Raw genomic sequence first — 17,343 nt, forward strand, 5'->3', positions numbered from 1 at the left:
AAATATATTTTAACCTTGTCAAATTGAGTTGTTGATTTGTGCAAAAGTTTTATTTTTTATCTTTAAAGTTGAGGTGTGACTATGGCAACGAAACCCAGCGGTAGAATCAGTTGGCTACAGTTACTCCAACGTGGGCAGCATTATATGAAAACGTGGCCCGCTGATAAACGTCTGGCGCCCGTCTTTCCCGAAAACCGTGTCGCTCGCGCAACACAGTTTGCCGTTCGTTTTATGCCGCCGCTGGCGGTGTTTACCCTGACCTGGCAGATTGCCCTCGGCGGGCAGCTTGGTCCGGCCATCGCCACCACGTTATTTGCCTGTAGCTTGCCGATGCAAGGGTTGTGGTGGCTGGGACGCCGCTCCGTGACGCCGTTGCCGCCTACGCTATTGAACTGGTTCCATGATATCCGCCATAAGTTGCTTGAATCCGGCATGGCGCTGGCGCCGCTGGAGGAAGCTCCGACTTACCAGTCGTTGGCCGATGTGCTGAAGCGGGCGTTCAAACAGCTTGATAAAACCTTTTTGGACGATCTGTGATCTGAATCCAACACCGGGTGCGCGAGGAAGGCGATTTTTCTCCTCCCTGCTGTTTTAAATCAAAAAACAGTCCGCTAACGCTATCCCGAAACGATTCAGTATGCGATTGTGCTGTCAGTAACAGAGTAATCGGCGGTACGCCGGATGAAGTTCAGGAGAGCACGATGGAAATGACGAATGCCCAGAGATTGATCCTTTCAAATCAATACAAAATGATGACCATGCTTGATCCCGAAAACGCGGAGCGTTATCGCCGCCTGCAAACCATTATCGAACGAGGTTATGGGTTACAGATGCGAGAATTGGATCGTGAATTCGGTGAATTGAGCGAAGAGGTGTGCCGCACGATTATCAATATCATGGAAATGCACCATGCCTTGCAGGTGTCATGGGATAATCTGAAAGATAAACAGGATCTGGATCAACGCCGTTTGATGTTTCTGGGATTTGATGCGGCGACGGAAGCACGCTTTCTCGGTTTTGTTCGCTTTATGGTGCATGTGGAAGGACGTTATCCGCATTTTGATGCGGGTACGCATGGTTTTAATGCCCAGACCAAGATGTGGGACAAATATATCCGTATGCTGGCTATCTGGCAGTCCTGTCCGCGTCAATACCATTTGAGCGCGGTCGAAATCACCCAAATTATCAACGCCTGATTCTGAGCAAAGGGGCTTTCTGTGGAGTGTAAAGGTTTTCTGTTCGACCTGGATGGTACGCTGGTAGATTCGTTACCCACCGTGGAGCGCGCGTGGGCTAACTGGGCAAAGGCCCACTGTATCGCGCCACAGGAAGTGCTGGATTTTATTCACGGCAAGCAGGCGATGACTTCTCTGCGTCATTTCCTTCAGGGACAGAGCGAAGAGACGATTCAGCAAGAGTTCGATGCGCTGGAAAAAATTGAAGCGGCAGATACGCAGGGCGTTGTCGAAATGCCAGGGGCGAAAGCCTTGTTAGCGCGATTGGATGAACTGGACATTCCGTGGGCGATTGTCACATCGGGGACGGTGCCGATTGCCAGCGCGCGTCACCGGGCCGCCGGATTGCCCGCTCCGCGTGCGTTTATTACCGCGGAACAGGTTGCCAGGGGAAAGCCGCATCCTGACGCCTATTTGTTAGGCGCTCGGCAACTGGGCCTGCAACCTGCGGAGTGTGTGGTAGTCGAGGATGCGGCGGCGGGGATATTGTCCGGGCTGGCCGCGGGGTGTCAGGTTATTGCGGTAAAAGCTCCCTCGGATACGCCGAAACTGGATCAGGTTGCCCTGGTTTTAGATGCGCTGGAACAGATCCGCATTGAAAAATCTGAGCACGCGGCGATTATCATTCATGATCAATAAGTTTTTGTAATTGACTGACAAAAGTGTGACTAAAGATGATCAAACCTCGCATCTGCGAGGTTTTTTTATGGCAGACTATCCCTGTTTGCCATCCTAACGGTTAGCAGCAAAGCAGCATTAAAAAGCGGCGTTGAAATTGAAATAGTAAATATTGCATCAATGTTTTTCAGGCATTTTATCTCTATTCCTATCAATGAATACTTTGCGTCAGGGGAACCGTATTGAATAGCGAACTTCTCTGGGTTTTATCCCTGTTGCTGATCGCCATTGTGTTGTTTACCACCAATAAATTACGCATGGATGTCGTTGCGCTATTGGTCATTATCGCTTTTGTTTTGAGTGGAACGCTGACCTTGCCTCAGGCGCTGGTGGGCTTCAGCGATCCTAATGTGATCCTGATTGCCGCACTGTTTGTTATTGGCGAAGGGTTGGTGCGTACCGGCGTTGCCTACCAGGTGGGCGACTGGCTGGTACGGGTCGCGGGCAGTAGTGAAATCAAAATGTTGGTATTGCTGATGGTGACCGTTGCCATGTTGGGCGCATTTATGAGCTCAACCGGCGTGGTGGCAATCTTTATTCCTGTCGTGCTGAGCGTTTCCGCCCGGATGAAAACATCACCCGGCAGATTGATGATGCCGTTGAGCTTTGCCGGACTAATCAGCGGGATGATGACGCTGGTGGCTACACCACCCAATATGGTGGTCAGCAGCGAGTTGGTGCGTGAAGGCATCGAAGGATTTGGTTTTTTCAGCGTGACGCCAATCGGCATGGTGGTGTTATTGATTGGCGTGCTCTACATGATGGTGGCGCGCTATTGGCTCAGCGGTGCGGAAACGGCAGCGTCTAACGAATCCTGGAAAAGAAAAACATTCCGTGACCTGATTCGATATTACAAGCTAACGGGCAGGGCGCGCCGTCTGGCGATCCTTCCCGGTTCCCCACTGATTGGCCATCGTCTGGACGATCTGCGCCTGCGTCAGCGTTATGGCGCCAATGTCGTCGGGATTGAGCGCTGGCGGAAGTTCCGCCGTGTGATGGTCAGCGTGGCGGGCAATACCGAGCTTTATCTGAATGATGTCCTGTTGATCGATATGTCGACGTCGGATATTGATCTACGCGAATTCTGTACTTCACAGCATCTGGAACCGATGGTGCTGCGTGGGGAGTATTTCTCAGAGCAGGCGCGTGATGTCGGCATGGCGGAAGTATCCTTGATTCCCGATTCCGAACTGCTGGGAAAAACGCTCTATGAGGTGGGATTCCGCAGTCGTTATGGCTTGAGCGTGGTTGGCATTCGCCGTGCTGGGGAAGCGATAGAAGGGATTTTGGCGGATGAGCAACTGCAACTCGGCGACATCTTGCTGGTCATTGGCGACTGGCGAATGATCCGGCAATTACATACGCAGAAAAACGACTTTCTGTTGTTGAGTTTACCTGCGGAAGTGGATGATGTCGCCCCGGCGGTCAGTCAGGCGCCCCATGCGTTATTTTGTCTCGCGCTGATGGTCGCCATGATGCTGACGGATGAAATACCAAATGCAATTGCGGCGTTGATCGCCTGTTTATTGATGGGTAAGTTCCGCTGCATTGATATGGAAGCCGCCTATCGTGCAATCCACTGGCCCAGTATTATCCTGATTGTGGGTATGATGCCGTTTGCACTCGCTTTGCAGCAAACCGGTGGTGTGACATTGATCGTTAATGGATTGATGGATATTGCTGGTGCGGCAGGGCCTCATGTCATGCTGGTTTGTCTGTTTATACTTTGTGCGGTTATCGGATTGTTTATCTCAAATACCGCGACGGCGGTGTTAATGGCGCCGATTGCGATCGCCGCCGCGAAACAGATGGAGGTTTCGCCTTATCCGTTCGCCATGATTATTGCTATAGCCGCTTCCGCGGCGTTTATGACGCCGGTGTCATCGCCAGTCAATACGCTGGTGATGGTGCCGGGGGGATACAAATTTGGCGATTTTATCCGTATCGGGGTGCCGTTCACCATCCTGGTGATGATTGTCAGTGTGATGATGGTGCCGTGGCTATACCCTTTCTGATCTTACCGTATCAGAAAGGCGTAATCTGGCTCCTGGTAATGGGGGGCAATATAATAAGGTTACAGCGGAGAGTCCTGGCTGATTTCATCCAGAGACAGACTGAAGCTCGGAATGAATACGTTCATAAAATAGTCCATTTCCGGGCTGTGTCGTAGCTGCAAGGTTTTCTCTAACCGGGCTTTAGCCAGCGTAAATTCCGTGTTGCCCGCGGATAGTTCTTCCAGACACTTCAGATAGGCGCAAAGCGCATCGGCTTGTTTGACAATCGCCCGTTCGTGTTCGCTCATATAGTGTTCATCCAGCAGCGTTCGGTAATCCTGCTGTAATTCTTCCGGCAGCATGGCAATCAGTTTTTGCTGTGCGATCTTCTCAATTTTTTTGTATTCATGGGCAATCTGCGCATTGTAATACTTGATTGGCGTCGGCATATCCCCGGTCAACACTTCGCTGGCATCGTGGTACATCGCCAGCAGAGCAATCCGTTCCGCATTCAGGGCGCCATTGAACTTGCGGTTTTTAATCACTGCCAGAGCATGGGCGACAAAAGCCACCTGTAAACTATGTTCAGAGACATTTTCTGTGCGGACGTTTCGCATCAGCGGCCAGCGACTGATGAGTTTAAGGCGGGATAAATGAGCAAAAAAGTGACTCTGATTCATGACATCTCTCAGACAACAGCGCGATGGAAATTCATTGTGAGCACTTGGGCGCGATTATGCAATCAGCAAACTATCACCAGACAAACTATCGCCGGATAGCGCGCTATCCGGCGATAGGCACGGTTATTGATGATAACCTTCCAGAAAACGTCCGAGTTTATGGACGGCCATGTCCAGTTCGTCGATACGCGGCAATGTCACGATACGCACATGATCAGGATAAGGCCAGTTAAACGCGGTCCCCTGCACCAGCAGCACTTTCTCCTGCAACAGCAGATCCAGAACCAGCTTCTGGTCGTCGTGGATATTAAAGCGTTTGGCATCAATACGCGGGAACAGGTAGAGCGCGCCGCTGGGTTTGACGCAGGATACGCCGGGGATTTGATTGAGCAGTTCCCATGCGCGATGACGCTGTTCATACAACCGTCCGCCGGGTTGGATAAATTCGCTGATGCTCTGATAGCCGCCAAGCGCGGTTTGAATGGCGTGCTGCATCGGCACGTTGGCGCACAGCCGCATTGATGCGAGCATCTCCAACCCTTCAATGTAGCCTTTGGCATGCTTTTTCGGGCCATTCAATACCATCCAGCCTTGACGGAAACCGGCGACCCGGTAGGTTTTTGATAAGCCGTTAAAAGTAACGGTCAGCAGGTCGGGCGCCAATGCAGCGATAGAATGGTGTTGGGCATCATCATAAAGAATTTTGTCATAGATTTCGTCAGCGAAAATAATCAGGTTATGTTCGCGGGCGATGGCCACGATCTCAAGCAGCACTGCTTTGCTATACACCGCGCCGGTCGGGTTATTGGGATTGATGATAACAATACCACGGGTACGCGGCGTGATTTTTTGGCGAATGTCATCCAGATCGGGAAACCAGTCTGCTTGCTCATCGCAGAGATAATGCACGGCATGCCCGTTGGAAAGGGATACGGCAGCGGTCCACAGCGGATAGTCCGGCGCCGGGACCAGCATCTCGTCGCCGCTGTTGAGTAGCGCCTGCATGGATTGCACAATCAATTCGGAAACCCCGTTGCCGATATAAACGTCTTCTACCGTCAGATCGCGCATATCCCTGGCTTGATAGTGCTGGATGATGGCTTTACGCGCGGAATACAGACCTTTTGAGTCACAGTATCCTTGCGCTGTCGGTAAATTGCGGATAACGTCAACGAGGATTTCATCCGGGGCTTCAAAGCCGAAAGGCGCTGGATTGCCAATGTTCAGTTTGAGGACTTTGTTGCCTTCTTCTTCAAGTCGTTTGGCTTCCTTGAGAACTGGACCACGGATGTCATAGCAAACATTCTCCAGTTTCTTGGATTTTTCAATCGGGGACATAAATATCACAAACCTTTTGCGGGAAAAGCGTATTCCTGGGTGGAATAGCATAACCGGCTTAATGTACTCCTCCTGTAGTGCCTTTTGAAGAATGTTTATCGCTTTATCTGCAAATGTCAGCGCTATTGCACTATGGTATTGCGTGCTGGTTCGAGGGTGAGATAAGGTAAGTCTGAAGACGGATTTTAGACAGACTAAAAATCTTTTCTCTAAGACAACCGGTTTCAGGTTATTTAAATAACGGGAATTCTTTATTTTACAGGGTGAAAAAAGAAGATGTATTTTATTTTGTAAACATCAAAGTGGGTGAGTCATTTAAAATAAAGACGATCCATCAATTGAAAAAGACGATAGGAGTAACGAAATATAAGTATTTTTTTGCCCTTATGGTGCGTCTGCGATAGTGTCTTCAAGTGTATGGGCTGTTCCCAACATGTAATAAAACACCAGGAATGCTTTGTTAAAAATTAAAATAGATAAGTGAAAATCGTATGACCAATGCAAATCGACCAGTACTTAATCTCGATCTTGATCTATTGAGAACATTTGTCGCTGTTGCGGATTTAAACACCTTTGCCGCCGCCGCAGTTGCTGTAAGCCGGACACAATCGGCTGTCAGCCAGCAAATGCAACGTTTAGAACAACTCATCGGAAAGGAGTTGTTTGCCCGGCATGGACGTAATAAACAGCTAACCGAACATGGTATCCAGTTTTTGGGATACGCCAGAAAAATATTGCAATTCAATGATGAAGCTTGTACCTCATTAATGTATAGCGATATTCAGGGAACATTGACGATCGGCGCCTCTGATGACACTGCTGATACCATTCTCCCTTATATTCTGCATCGGGTGACTTCTGTTTTTCCCAAATTATCCATAGCGGTAAGTGTAAAGCGCAGTACGGAAATGTTGGAAATGCTACATGAGGGCGAAATTGATTTGGTGATTACCACGATGAATAGCGTTGGTTTTCCTCATATCTTATTACGCAGTTCGCCAACATTATGGTATTGCGCCGCGGATTATCAATTCAGACCGGAAGAACCGATTCCACTGGTGGTATTGGATGAACCGAGTCCTTTTCGGACATTAGCCCTGGAAAGCCTGAAAGCGGCAGGAATACCCTGGAAGATTTCTTATGTGGCATCCACGTTATCGGCGGTACGTGCTGCCGTTAAAGCAGGGCTTGGGGTGACGCTGCGTTCGGTGGAGATGATGAGCCCGGAATTGAAAGTGCTGGGGGAGGAGGAAGGATTACCTAAACTGCCTGAAACCCGTTATTTTCTGTGCAGAAACCCGCATCATGAAAATGATCTGGCATCCGCCATTTTCAGTGTGATTGAGTCAGGGAATAAATCGCATGTGATCCCGGCGATAACGACACAGGATAAGCTGTAAAGCATGACGTCTGTTCGTTTCCATCGCTGAAAAATGCTATCAAAATGTGACCATTATTCGGGCAACATGGATATCGCCCGGATGTATGGCGACGGATTGCTGATACGTGTAAACAGCAGTTATCCCGATTTTCTATCATTATTCTCGGTAGATGGATAAGCGCATAGATATGGGGTCGCAATATTTTATTTTTTATAAAACAATGGTTTTATTTTTTTAATTGGTTGTCTCCGAAATTCTCCTTCTGCCTCATGTTGACCCCGCTAATTTTTTTAATAACTAAACTGAAAAAAATGTGTGCTGGATCAAAAAATAACCCTATTAACCTTATGGGGGAACGGGCATTCCTTGCGGAAATGGTATAGTGACCCTTGCAAACTGGTATTGCGTTACAAGTCGCAAATTGTTAACGAACCGTCCGACTGACTCGATTTAGCGCAACATAAGGACATAAAGTGTTAACAAAAATGCGTGCATGTAAAGTAATGTACTGTTATTTTTAGTAAGGTTGTAAAAAAGGTTGCAAAATTAGGGGCTCAACCATATTGAATGCCGTAACCTGATACGTTTCCGTGCTTTCCATGTGGTTATTAATCCTTCCTTTTAATCGATGTGGTGTATTAACTGCCGGAAAAAGAGCAGATGTATTACTCGCCACTTTTGATGAGTAAGCAAAGAGTATGTCAACAACTACTGAAGTCCTCGCCCACCATTGGGCGTTTGCACTATTTCTTATCATTGCCGTGGGTCTGTGCGGTTTCATGCTGGCAGGGGGGTTCTTGCTGGGTGGGAGAGCAAGGGCCAGAGCTAAAAACACGCCTTATGAATCGGGTATTGATGCGGTGGGATCAGCGCGGTTGCGCCTGTCCGCGAAATTTTACCTGGTTGCCATGTTTTTTGTGATCTTCGATGTTGAAGCCTTGTATCTCTATGCCTGGGCCGTCTCTATTAAAGAGAGCGGCTGGATTGGCTTTATCGAAGCAACCATTTTCATTTTGGTGCTGTTGGCGGGTTTGATTTATCTGGTACGTATCGGGGCGCTGGACTGGACTCCTGTTCGTTCCAAACGACAAGTCGTTAAATCAGACATGATCAACACTACCGACACTCATCCGCAGTAACAGCGAGGCATTTTAAGATGGACTATACGCTCACCCGCATAGAGCCGGACGGCGAGAATGACCGTTATCCCCTGCAACGGCAGGAGATCGTTTCCGACCCTCTGGAGCAGCATGTTCACCGCAGTGTTTACATGGGCAAGCTGGAACATGCACTTCACGATACGGTGAACTGGGGTCGTAAAAACTCGCTTTGGCCCTATAACTTCGGTCTTTCCTGTTGTTACGTGGAAATGACAACCTCCTTTACTGCCGTACACGACGTTGCGCGTTTCGGTTCCGAAGTTATTCGCGCCTCGCCCCGCCAGGCGGACTTTATGGTTGTCGCCGGAACCGTCTTTACTAAAATGGCGCCGGTCATCCAGCGTCTGTATGAGCAAATGCTTGAGCCCAAATGGGTTATTTCCATGGGAGCCTGTGCGAATTCCGGCGGCATGTACGATATTTACTCCGTTGTACAGGGCGTTGATAAATTCCTTCCTGTCGACGTTTATATCCCCGGCTGTCCACCACGACCTGAAGCCTATATGCAAGCGCTGTTGCTATTACAGGAATCAATCGGCAAAGAACGTCGCCCTCTTTCATGGACGGTGGGAGAACAGGGGGTTTATCGTGCCAATATGCAGTCTGAACGGGAACGTAAACGCGGTGAGCGTATCGCAGTGACCAACCTGCGTTCTCCCGATGAGATTTGACCTGTTAATGACGAATTTTGCGGCCGCATAATATCTTGATAACAGAGTGCGACCTTAATTCAGATACAGAAATAGCACATTTAATGTGGTGACATATTTATGACAGATTTAACGACGCACGATCTCGCTCTGCCTGCCTGGCAAACTCGCGATCACCTCGATGATCCGGTTATCGGCGAACTGTGTAACCGTTTTGGGCCCGACTCTTTTACTGTGCAGGCCACGCGTACCGGGGTTCCCGTGGTGTGGATCAAGCGCGAGCAATTACTGGAAGTGGTGTCTTTTCTGAAAAAACAGCCTAAGCCTTATGTGATGCTGTTTGATTTACACGGCATGGACGAGCGTTTGCGAACCCATCGTGATGGTTTGCCTGCTGCTGATTTCTCTGTTTTTTACCATCTGATTTCCATCGATCGCAATCGCGATATCATGTTGAAAGTCGCTCTGGTCGAAAATGACATGCACTTGCCGACCATGACTAATCTGTTCCCCAATGCCAACTGGTATGAGCGGGAAACTTGGGAAATGTTCGGTATAACCTTTGATGGTCACCCGCATTTGACGCGCATCATGATGCCGCTTACCTGGGAAGGCCATCCGTTACGCAAAGACTATCCGGCGCGCGCCACTGAATTCGATCCTTTCGTGCTGACCAAGCAGAAAGAAGATCTGGAAATGGAGTCGCTGACGTTTAAGCCTGAAGACTGGGGTATGAAGCGCGGCACCGAAAACGAGGATTTCATGTTCCTCAACATGGGGCCGAACCACCCCTCGTCGCATGGCGCTTTCCGTCTGATTCTGCAATTGGACGGTGAAGAAATACTCGACTGCGTGCCGGATGTGGGATACCACCACCGCGGCGCGGAAAAAATGGGCGAGCGTCAATCCTGGCACAGCTATATTCCTTACACCGACCGCGTCGAATATCTGGGCGGCTGCGTCAATGAGATGCCTTATGTGTTGGCCGTGGAGAAACTGGCGGGTATTGAAGTGCCGGACCGTGTCAAGACGATCCGCGTCATGTTGTCCGAACTGTTCCGTATCAATAGCCACCTGTTGTATATCGGGACGTACATCCAGGACGTCGGCGCGATGACGCCGATCTTCTTCTTGTTCACCGATCGTCAGAAGATTTACGATCTGATTGAAGCGATTACCGGTTTTCGTATGCACCCGGCATGGTTCCGCATCGGTGGGGTAGCGCATGATCTGCCACGTGGCTGGGAGCGTTTGTTGCGTGAATTCCTCGACTGGATGCCCGCTCGTCTTAATACCTATGTCAAAGCTGCCTTGCAGAACACTATTCTGAAAGGTCGTACTCAGGGCGTTGGCGCCTACAATGCGAAAGAAGCATTGGAGTGGGGCGTCACCGGCGCGGGGCTACGCGCCACCGGTATTGATTTTGACATCCGTAAGCGCCGTCCGTATTCCGGCTACGAAAACTTTGACTTTGAAGTGCCGGTCGGCAATGGCATCAGTGACTGCTACAGCCGTGTGATGCTGAAAGTCGAAGAACTGCGTCAAAGTCTGCGCATTCTGGAACAGTGTCTGAATAACATGCCGGAAGGCCCGTTCAAGGCGGATCATCCGCTGACCACGCCGCCGCCGAAAGAACGCACGTTGCAGCATATTGATACCCTGATTAACCACTTCCTCCAAGTTTCGTGGGGGCCGGTAATGCCCGCCAATGAATCATTCCAGATGATTGAGGCAACTAAAGGCATCAATAGCTACTACCTGACCAGTGACGGCGGCACCATGAGCTACCGTACCCGTATTCGCACGCCGAGTTACGCGCATCTGCAACAGATTCCATCTGTCATCCGCGGATGTCTGGTATCCGACTTGATCGTTTACCTCGGCAGTATTGATTTTGTCATGTCAGATGTGGACCGCTAATTATGCATGATCACAACAACACTCACGATCATATCGACGCTCACGGGCAACCCGCCGCCGATTCACTGACGAAAGAAGACGTTTTTGTGTTGAGCGACGCTGAGCGTGACGCGATTGAACACGAAAAACACCATTATGAAGATGCTCGCGCGGCCTCCATTGAAGCGCTGAAAATCGTGCAGAAGCAGCGTGGTTGGGTACCTGATGGCGCCATCCATGCCATTGCCGATGTACTTGGCATTCCTGCCAGCGATGTTGAAGGTGTGGCGACATTCTATAGCCAGATTTTCCGTCAACCGGTTGGGCGTCACATTATCCGCTATTGCGACAGCGTGGTGTGCCATATCAATGGCTACCAGGGCGTTCAGGCCGCATTGGAGCGCAAGCTCAGCATCAAGCCGGGCCAGACGACCTTTGACGGACGTTTCACCTTATTGCCGACCTGCTGTCTGGGGAACTGTGACAAGGGGCCGTCAATGATGATTGACGAAGATACCCACAGCCAGGTGAAGCCTGAAGATATTGAATCGTTATTGGAGCAGTATCAATGAGTAAAAACATTGTCCTGACTGCTGAGCAGCATCCTCTGACCTGGCGTTTGCGTGAAGATAAACAGCCGGTATGGTTGGATGAATATCGCAGCAAAAACGGCTATGCCGGTGCGAAAAAAGTATTAGATGGTATGGCGCAGGATGAGGTGGTTTCTCTGGTTAAAGAGGCCGGGCTGAAAGGGCGCGGCGGTGCTGGCTTTTCGACAGGGCTGAAATGGAGCCTGATGCCGAAAGATGAAAGCATGAATATCCGTTATCTGCTGTGCAACGCGGATGAAATGGAGCCGGGAACATACAAAGACCGCCTTTTGATGGAGCAACTGCCGCACCTGCTGGTGGAAGGCATGCTAATTAGCGCGTTTGCGTTAAAAGCCTATCGTGGCTATATCTTCCTGCGCGGCGAGTATATTGAGGCGGCGGTGAATTTACGCCGTGCGATTGAAGAGGCGAAAGACGCGGGGTTGCTGGGAAAAAATATTCTGGGCAGCGGATTTGATTTCGAGTTGTTCGTCCACACCGGCGCGGGGCGTTATATCTGCGGCGAAGAAACAGCGCTGATCAATTCGCTGGAAGGCCGTCGCGCCAATCCGCGTTCCAAACCGCCTTTCCCGGCCTCCGCCGGCGCCTGGGGCAAGCCGACCTGCGTAAACAACGTTGAAACGCTATGTAATGTGCCGGCGATCATTGAGCATGGCGCAGCCTGGTATCAGGGGCTTTCGGCGGGCAAGAGTAAAGATGCTGGCACCAAGCTGATGGGATTTTCTGGCCGTGTCAAAAATCCCGGTTTATGGGAACTGCCATTCGGTACCACCGCCCGTGAAATCCTTGAAGATTATGCTGGCGGAATGCGGGATGGGTTAAAACTCAAAGCCTGGCAGCCAGGTGGCGCGGGAACGGATTTTCTGACGGAAAGCCACCTCGATCTGCCAATGGATTTCGAGAATATCGCGAAAGCGGGCAGTCGCCTGGGAACCGCGTTGGCGATGGCGGTTGATCATGAAATCAACATGGTGTCGCTCACTCGTAATCTGGAAGAGTTTTTCGCGCGCGAGTCCTGTGGCTGGTGTACGCCTTGCCGGGATGGTCTGCCGTGGAGCGTTAAGCTATTGCGTGCGTTGGAGCGTGGTGAAGGGCAACCGGGGGATATCGAAACGCTGGAGCAGTTATGCCGTTTTCTCGGTCCCGGCAATACCTTCTGCGCCCATGCGCCGGGCGCGGTTGAACCGCTACAAAGCGCCATTAAATATTTCCGGGAAGAATTTGAGGCGGGAATATCTCCACAATATCTGGGTAACCTTAAAACGATTGGCGGAATCCAACCCAACTTGTTGAAAGCGCGTTGGTGACAGGCCGCCTGATAAGCACTGGGCCTGATAAGTGTGAGATGCAATCAATGTATCCGCCGGGTGGCGCGAGCAAGCCACTCCGATAACAGAATTTTTGATTAGCGCCCGTGGCAACGCGGGCCATTATGGAAGCATGCTGACTATGGCTACTATTCATGTAGACGGCAAAGAGTATGAAGTAAACGGAGCGGACAATCTTCTTGAAGCATGTCTGTCTCTGGGACTTGATATTCCTTACTTTTGCTGGCACCCGGCGCTGGGAAGCGTTGGTTCCTGCCGCCTTTGTGCGGTGAAGCAATATCAGAACGCGGAGGATACCCGAGGTCGACTGGTGATGTCATGTATGACACCCGCCACAGAGGGAACGTTTATTGCGATTGAGGACGAAGAAGCGAAGCTATTCCGTAAAACGATAGTTGAATTTCTGATGACCAATCACCCACATGATTGCCCGGTGTGTGAGGAAGGCGGTAACTGTCATCTGCAAGATATGACGGTCATGACGGGACAGAACTTCCGTCGCTATCGTTTTACCAAACGTACTCACCGCAATCAGGATCTCGGCCCCTTCATTTCTCACGAAATGAACCGCTGCATCGCTTGTTATCGTTGCGTGCGTTATTACAAGGATTACGCGGACGGCAAAGATCTCGGCGTATACGGCGCGCATGACAACGTCTATTTCGGGCGTCCCGAAGATGGTACGTTGGAAAGCGAATTTTCCGGTAACCTGGTTGAAGTCTGTCCTACCGGCGTCTTTACTGACAAGACGCATTCCGAGCGCTATAACCGTAAATGGGATATGCAGTTTGCGCCGAGCATCTGCCAACAATGCAGCATCGGGTGCAACACCAGTCCCGGCGAGCGTTATGGCGAGTTGCGGCGCATCGAAAACCGTTTCAACGGCAGCGTAAACCACTACTTCTTATGTGACCGCGGTCGTTTTGGCTATGGTTACGTTAATCTGAAAGATCGTCCGCAACAGCCATTGCTGCGTCGTGGCGAAGACTGGGTTGCGTTGAATGCCGATCAAGCGCTGCAAAGCGCCGCCGATGTTCTGCGTCGAGCGAAGAAAACCATCGGTATCGGTTCGCCCCGCGCCAGCGTGGAAAGTAACTTTGCTTTACGCGAACTGGTGGGGGCGGAGAATTTCTATACCGGCATCGCGCAGGATGAACAAAATCGCCTACAACTGATGCTGAAGGTATTGCGCGAAAGCGGTGTGCGCACGCCTGCTCTGCGCGAGATAGAAAGTTACGATGCGGTTCTGGTTCTGGGCGAAGATTTAACCCAGACCGGCGCACGTATTGCGCTGGCCGTGCGTCAGGCGGTGAAAGGCAAGGCGCGTGAAATGGCGGCGGCCCAGAAAGTGGCTGACTGGCAAATCGCGGCCATCATGAATATCGGCCAGCATGCCAAGCATCCGTTGTTCATCACTAACGTGGATAGTACCCGTCTGGATGACATTGCCGCCTGGAATTATCGTGCGCCCGTCGCCGATCAAGCGCGGTTGGGGTTCGCCATCGCCCATGCGCTGGACGATAACGCGCCGGGCGTGAGTGATCTGGCATCTGATCTGGAGCAGAAGGTCGATATCATTGCGCAGGCGCTGGCCGGAGCGAAGAAACCGCTGATCATTTCAGGCACCAATTCCGGCAGTGAAGAGATTATCGCCGCCGCTGCCAATGTAGTGAAAGCGTTGAAAAATCGCGGTGCGGATGTCGGCATTACGTTTGTGGCTTCCGCCGCGAACAGTATCGGTCTGTCAATGATTGGCGGCGGTTCGCTGGATGAGGCGCTTGCCCAGTTGGAGAGCGGTGACGCCGACAGCGTGGTGGTGCTGGAGAACGATCTCTACCGTCATGCGCCAGCAGCGCGCGTTGACGCCGCGCTGGAAAAAGTGGCCAATCTGCTGGTTCTGGATCATCAACGTACTCCGATTATGGATAAAGCCAGCCTGATTTTCTCATCAGCCAGTTTCGCTGAAAGCGATGGGACGTTGGTTAATCAGGAAGGGCGCGCTCAACGTTTCTTCCAGGTTTATGACCCCGCTTACTACAACGATAACGTCGTGATGCTGGAAAGCTGGCGTTGGCTGCATTCCCTGTTTATTACCTATAGCCGCCGTCAGGCTGACTGGACTGCGCTTGATCATGTGATTGATGCCTGCGTTAGCGCGCTGCCGCAACTGGCGGCGATCAAACAGGCCGCACCGGATGCGTCTTTCCGTATTCGTGGACAAAAACTGGCCCGCTCGCCCAACCGCTCCAGCGGACGTACGGCGATGCGCGCCAATATCAGCGTGCATGAACCGCGTCAGCCGCAGGATAAGGACACCATGTTTGCTTTCTCAATGGAAGGAAACAACAGTCCGATCGCACAACGTCAGCAAATTCCGTTTGCCTGGGCGCCAGGCTGGAACTCACCGCAGGCCTGGAACAAATTCCAGGACGAAGTGGGCGGGCATCTGCGCCACGGCGATCCGGGGGTGCGTATTATTGAAGCCGGTGAAAGTGCGCTGGAGTACTTCGATACTATTCCATCCGCGTTTGCCGCCGCGTCAGGTCAGTGGCGGGTAGCGCCGTATTACCACCTGTTCGGCAGTGATGAAATGTCACAGCGTTCGGCGGTGATCCAGCAGCGTATGCCGGAACCTTATGTGATGGTTAATCCGTCCGATGCTGCGGCGCTTGGCGTCAATGCCGGCGCACTGGTGGAACTGACCTGTGAGGGTCAGACGCTGCGTTTACCGCTGCGTTTAAGTGCCGAACTGAGTCAGGGACAGGTTGGTTTACCGCTTGGATTGCCGGGTATCGCCCCGGTTCTGGTGGGCGCAACCGTTGAAAATCTGCGGGAGGCTGCGCAATGAGTTGGTTTACACCGGAAATTATCGAGATTCTGAGTTCAGTTGGGAAATCGATCGTCATCCTGTTGGTCGTCGTGACCTGCGGTGCATTCATGAGTATGGGCGAACGTAAGCTGCTGGGGCTGTTCCAGGGACGCTACGGGCCGAACCGGGTAGGTTGGGGCGGTTCGTTACAGCTTGTCGCCGATATGATCAAAATGTTCTTCAAAGAAGACTGGGTGCCGAAGTTTACTGACAAAGTCATCTTCACTCTGGCGCCGATGATCGCGTTTACCTCATTGCTGCTGGCTTTCGCCATTGTTCCGATCAGTCCCACCTGGGGCGTTTCCGATCTGAACATCGGTCTGCTGTTTTTCCTGATGATGGCGGGGTTGGCGGTTTATGCGGTGCTGTTTGCCGGCTGGTCAAGCAACAACAAATACTCATTGCTGGGTGCCGTCCGCGCATCCGCGCAAACCTTGAGTTATGAAGTGTTCCTTGGTTTATCCCTGATGGGGGTGGTGGCGCAGGCCGGCTCATTCAATATGCGCGATATTGTGGATTCACAGGCGCATTTGTGGAATGTGATCCCGCAATTCTTCGGCTTCATTACGTTTGCTATCGCGGGTGTCGCGGTATGTCACCGCCATCCATTTGACCAGCCGGAAGCGGAGCAGGAACTGGCCGATGGTTATCACATTGAATATTCCGGTATGAAGTTCGGTTTGTTCTTTGTCGGCGAATATATCGGTATCGTGACGGTTTCCGCACTGATTGTAACCCTGTTCTTTGGGGGCTGGCATGGTCCGTTGTTGCCGCCATTTATCTGGTTCGCACTGAAAACGGCATTCTTCATGATGATGTTCATTCTGATCCGTGCCGCGTTGCCCCGTCCGCGTTATGACCAGGTGATGGCTTTCGGCTGGAAAGTCTGTCTGCCGATAACGCTGCTGAACCTGCTGGCGACTGCCGCCGTCATTTTATACAACGCTTGAGAAGGGGTGAATAAACCATGACCTTAAAAGATTTAGTGGTTGGTTTCGGCACCCAGGTACGCAGTATCTGTATGGTGGGATCAAACGCTTTTAAAAAGCGTGAAACCAGAATGTATCCTGAGGAGCCGGTGAATCCGCCGCCACGTTATCGTGGGCGGATCGTGCTGACGCGCGATCCCGATGGCGAAGAGCGTTGCGTGGCTTGCAACCTGTGTGCGGTGGCTTGTCCGGTCGGCTGTATTTCGTTACAGAAAGCAGAAACCAAAGATGGCCGCTGGTATCCCGAGTTTTTCCGCATCAACTTCTCGCGTTGTATTTTCTGCGGTTTTTGTGAGGAGGCCTGTCCGACCACCGCCATTCAGCTAACGCCGGATTTTGAGATGGGCGATTACAAACGTCAGGATCTGGTTTATGAAAAAGAAGATCTGCTGATATCGGGACCGGGTAAATATCCAGAGTACAACTTTTACCGGATGGCGGGCATGGCCATCGATGGGAAAGATAAAGGCGAAGCCGAAAACGAAGCCAAACCCATTGATGTTAAAGGTCTATTGCCTTAAGGAGCTAGC

Annotated in this window: 15 protein-coding genes; 13 read left to right on the forward strand and 2 right to left on the reverse strand. The window is 51.2% G+C overall.

Annotated features, from left to right (window positions below; all coding sequences use genetic code 11):
• Positions 1-81 precede the first annotated feature (81 nt).
• From yfbV to NC856_RS11835, 4 genes are all read left to right on the forward strand, one after another.
• Positions 82-537, forward strand: a complete 456-nt coding sequence (gene yfbV / locus NC856_RS11820; RefSeq protein WP_264090630.1) for a terminus macrodomain insulation protein YfbV — start codon at positions 82-84, stop codon at positions 535-537.
• 164 nt (positions 538-701) lie between these two features.
• Positions 702-1,196: a YfbU family protein gene (locus tag NC856_RS11825; RefSeq protein ID WP_264090631.1), complete on the forward strand. Its 495-nt coding sequence runs from the start codon at positions 702-704 to the stop codon at positions 1,194-1,196.
• A 21-nt stretch (positions 1,197-1,217) separates the two neighbouring features.
• On the forward strand, positions 1,218-1,874 hold the full coding sequence (locus tag NC856_RS11830) for a sugar phosphatase (RefSeq protein WP_264090632.1): 657 nt from the start codon (positions 1,218-1,220) through the stop codon (positions 1,872-1,874).
• A 221-nt stretch (positions 1,875-2,095) separates the two neighbouring features.
• Positions 2,096-3,928 (forward strand): SLC13 family permease, encoded by a 1,833-nt coding sequence (locus NC856_RS11835; protein WP_264090633.1) that lies wholly within the window; start codon positions 2,096-2,098, stop codon positions 3,926-3,928.
• A 59-nt stretch (positions 3,929-3,987) separates the two neighbouring features.
• On the opposite strand, the gene yfbR is transcribed toward NC856_RS11835, so the two are convergent.
• Positions 3,988-4,587 carry a 5'-deoxynucleotidase gene (yfbR, locus tag NC856_RS11840; protein ID WP_264090634.1) on the reverse strand — a complete coding sequence of 200 codons (600 nt, stop codon included), beginning with the start codon at positions 4,585-4,587 and terminating at the stop codon, positions 3,988-3,990.
• A gap of 123 nt (positions 4,588-4,710) precedes the next feature.
• Positions 4,711-5,925: a pyridoxal phosphate-dependent aminotransferase gene (locus tag NC856_RS11845; RefSeq protein ID WP_264090635.1), complete on the reverse strand. Its 1,215-nt coding sequence runs from the start codon at positions 5,923-5,925 to the stop codon at positions 4,711-4,713.
• Positions 5,926-6,416: 491 nt separating this feature from the next.
• Between NC856_RS11845 and lrhA the strand changes: the two genes are divergently transcribed.
• The 9 genes from lrhA to nuoI all read left to right on the forward strand — a co-directional run bounded on the left by lrhA (position 6,417) and on the right by nuoI (position 17,334).
• Entirely contained in the window at positions 6,417-7,325 is a 909-nt protein-coding gene (gene lrhA, locus NC856_RS11850) for a transcriptional regulator LrhA (protein ID WP_264090636.1), read from the forward strand.
• A gap of 680 nt (positions 7,326-8,005) precedes the next feature.
• Positions 8,006-8,446 (forward strand): NADH-quinone oxidoreductase subunit A, encoded by a 441-nt coding sequence (locus tag NC856_RS11855; protein ID WP_264090637.1) that lies wholly within the window; start codon positions 8,006-8,008, stop codon positions 8,444-8,446.
• A 17-nt stretch (positions 8,447-8,463) separates the two neighbouring features.
• Entirely contained in the window at positions 8,464-9,138 is a 675-nt protein-coding gene (locus NC856_RS11860; protein WP_009112081.1) for a NuoB/complex I 20 kDa subunit family protein, read from the forward strand.
• Between the two features lie 99 nt (positions 9,139-9,237).
• Positions 9,238-11,037 carry an NADH-quinone oxidoreductase subunit C/D gene (nuoC, locus tag NC856_RS11865; protein ID WP_264090638.1) on the forward strand — a complete coding sequence of 600 codons (1,800 nt, stop codon included), beginning with the start codon at positions 9,238-9,240 and terminating at the stop codon, positions 11,035-11,037.
• Between the two features lie 2 nt (positions 11,038-11,039).
• Positions 11,040-11,588: an NADH-quinone oxidoreductase subunit NuoE gene (nuoE, locus tag NC856_RS11870; protein WP_264090639.1), complete on the forward strand. Its 549-nt coding sequence runs from the start codon at positions 11,040-11,042 to the stop codon at positions 11,586-11,588.
• Positions 11,585-12,934, forward strand: coding sequence for an NADH-quinone oxidoreductase subunit NuoF (gene nuoF / locus NC856_RS11875; protein ID WP_264090640.1), 1,350 nt, complete (start codon positions 11,585-11,587; stop codon positions 12,932-12,934). Before nuoE ends, nuoF begins: the two co-directional genes overlap by 4 nt.
• Positions 12,935-13,076: 142 nt before the next feature.
• Positions 13,077-15,803: an NADH-quinone oxidoreductase subunit NuoG gene (nuoG, locus tag NC856_RS11880; RefSeq protein WP_264090641.1), complete on the forward strand. Its 2,727-nt coding sequence runs from the start codon at positions 13,077-13,079 to the stop codon at positions 15,801-15,803.
• The gene (gene nuoH, locus NC856_RS11885) at positions 15,800-16,774 is read left to right on the forward strand and encodes an NADH-quinone oxidoreductase subunit NuoH (protein ID WP_264090642.1); all 975 of its coding nucleotides are present in this window, start codon (positions 15,800-15,802) and stop codon (positions 16,772-16,774) included. Before nuoG ends, nuoH begins: the two co-directional genes overlap by 4 nt.
• Before the next feature lie 17 nt (positions 16,775-16,791).
• On the forward strand, positions 16,792-17,334 hold the full coding sequence (gene nuoI, locus NC856_RS11890) for an NADH-quinone oxidoreductase subunit NuoI (protein ID WP_264090643.1): 543 nt from the start codon (positions 16,792-16,794) through the stop codon (positions 17,332-17,334).
• Positions 17,335-17,343 lie beyond the last annotated feature (9 nt).

Source organism: Brenneria izbisi (genome assembly GCF_025840185.1).
Taxonomy (GTDB): Bacteria; Pseudomonadota; Gammaproteobacteria; order Enterobacterales; family Enterobacteriaceae; genus Brenneria; species Brenneria izbisi.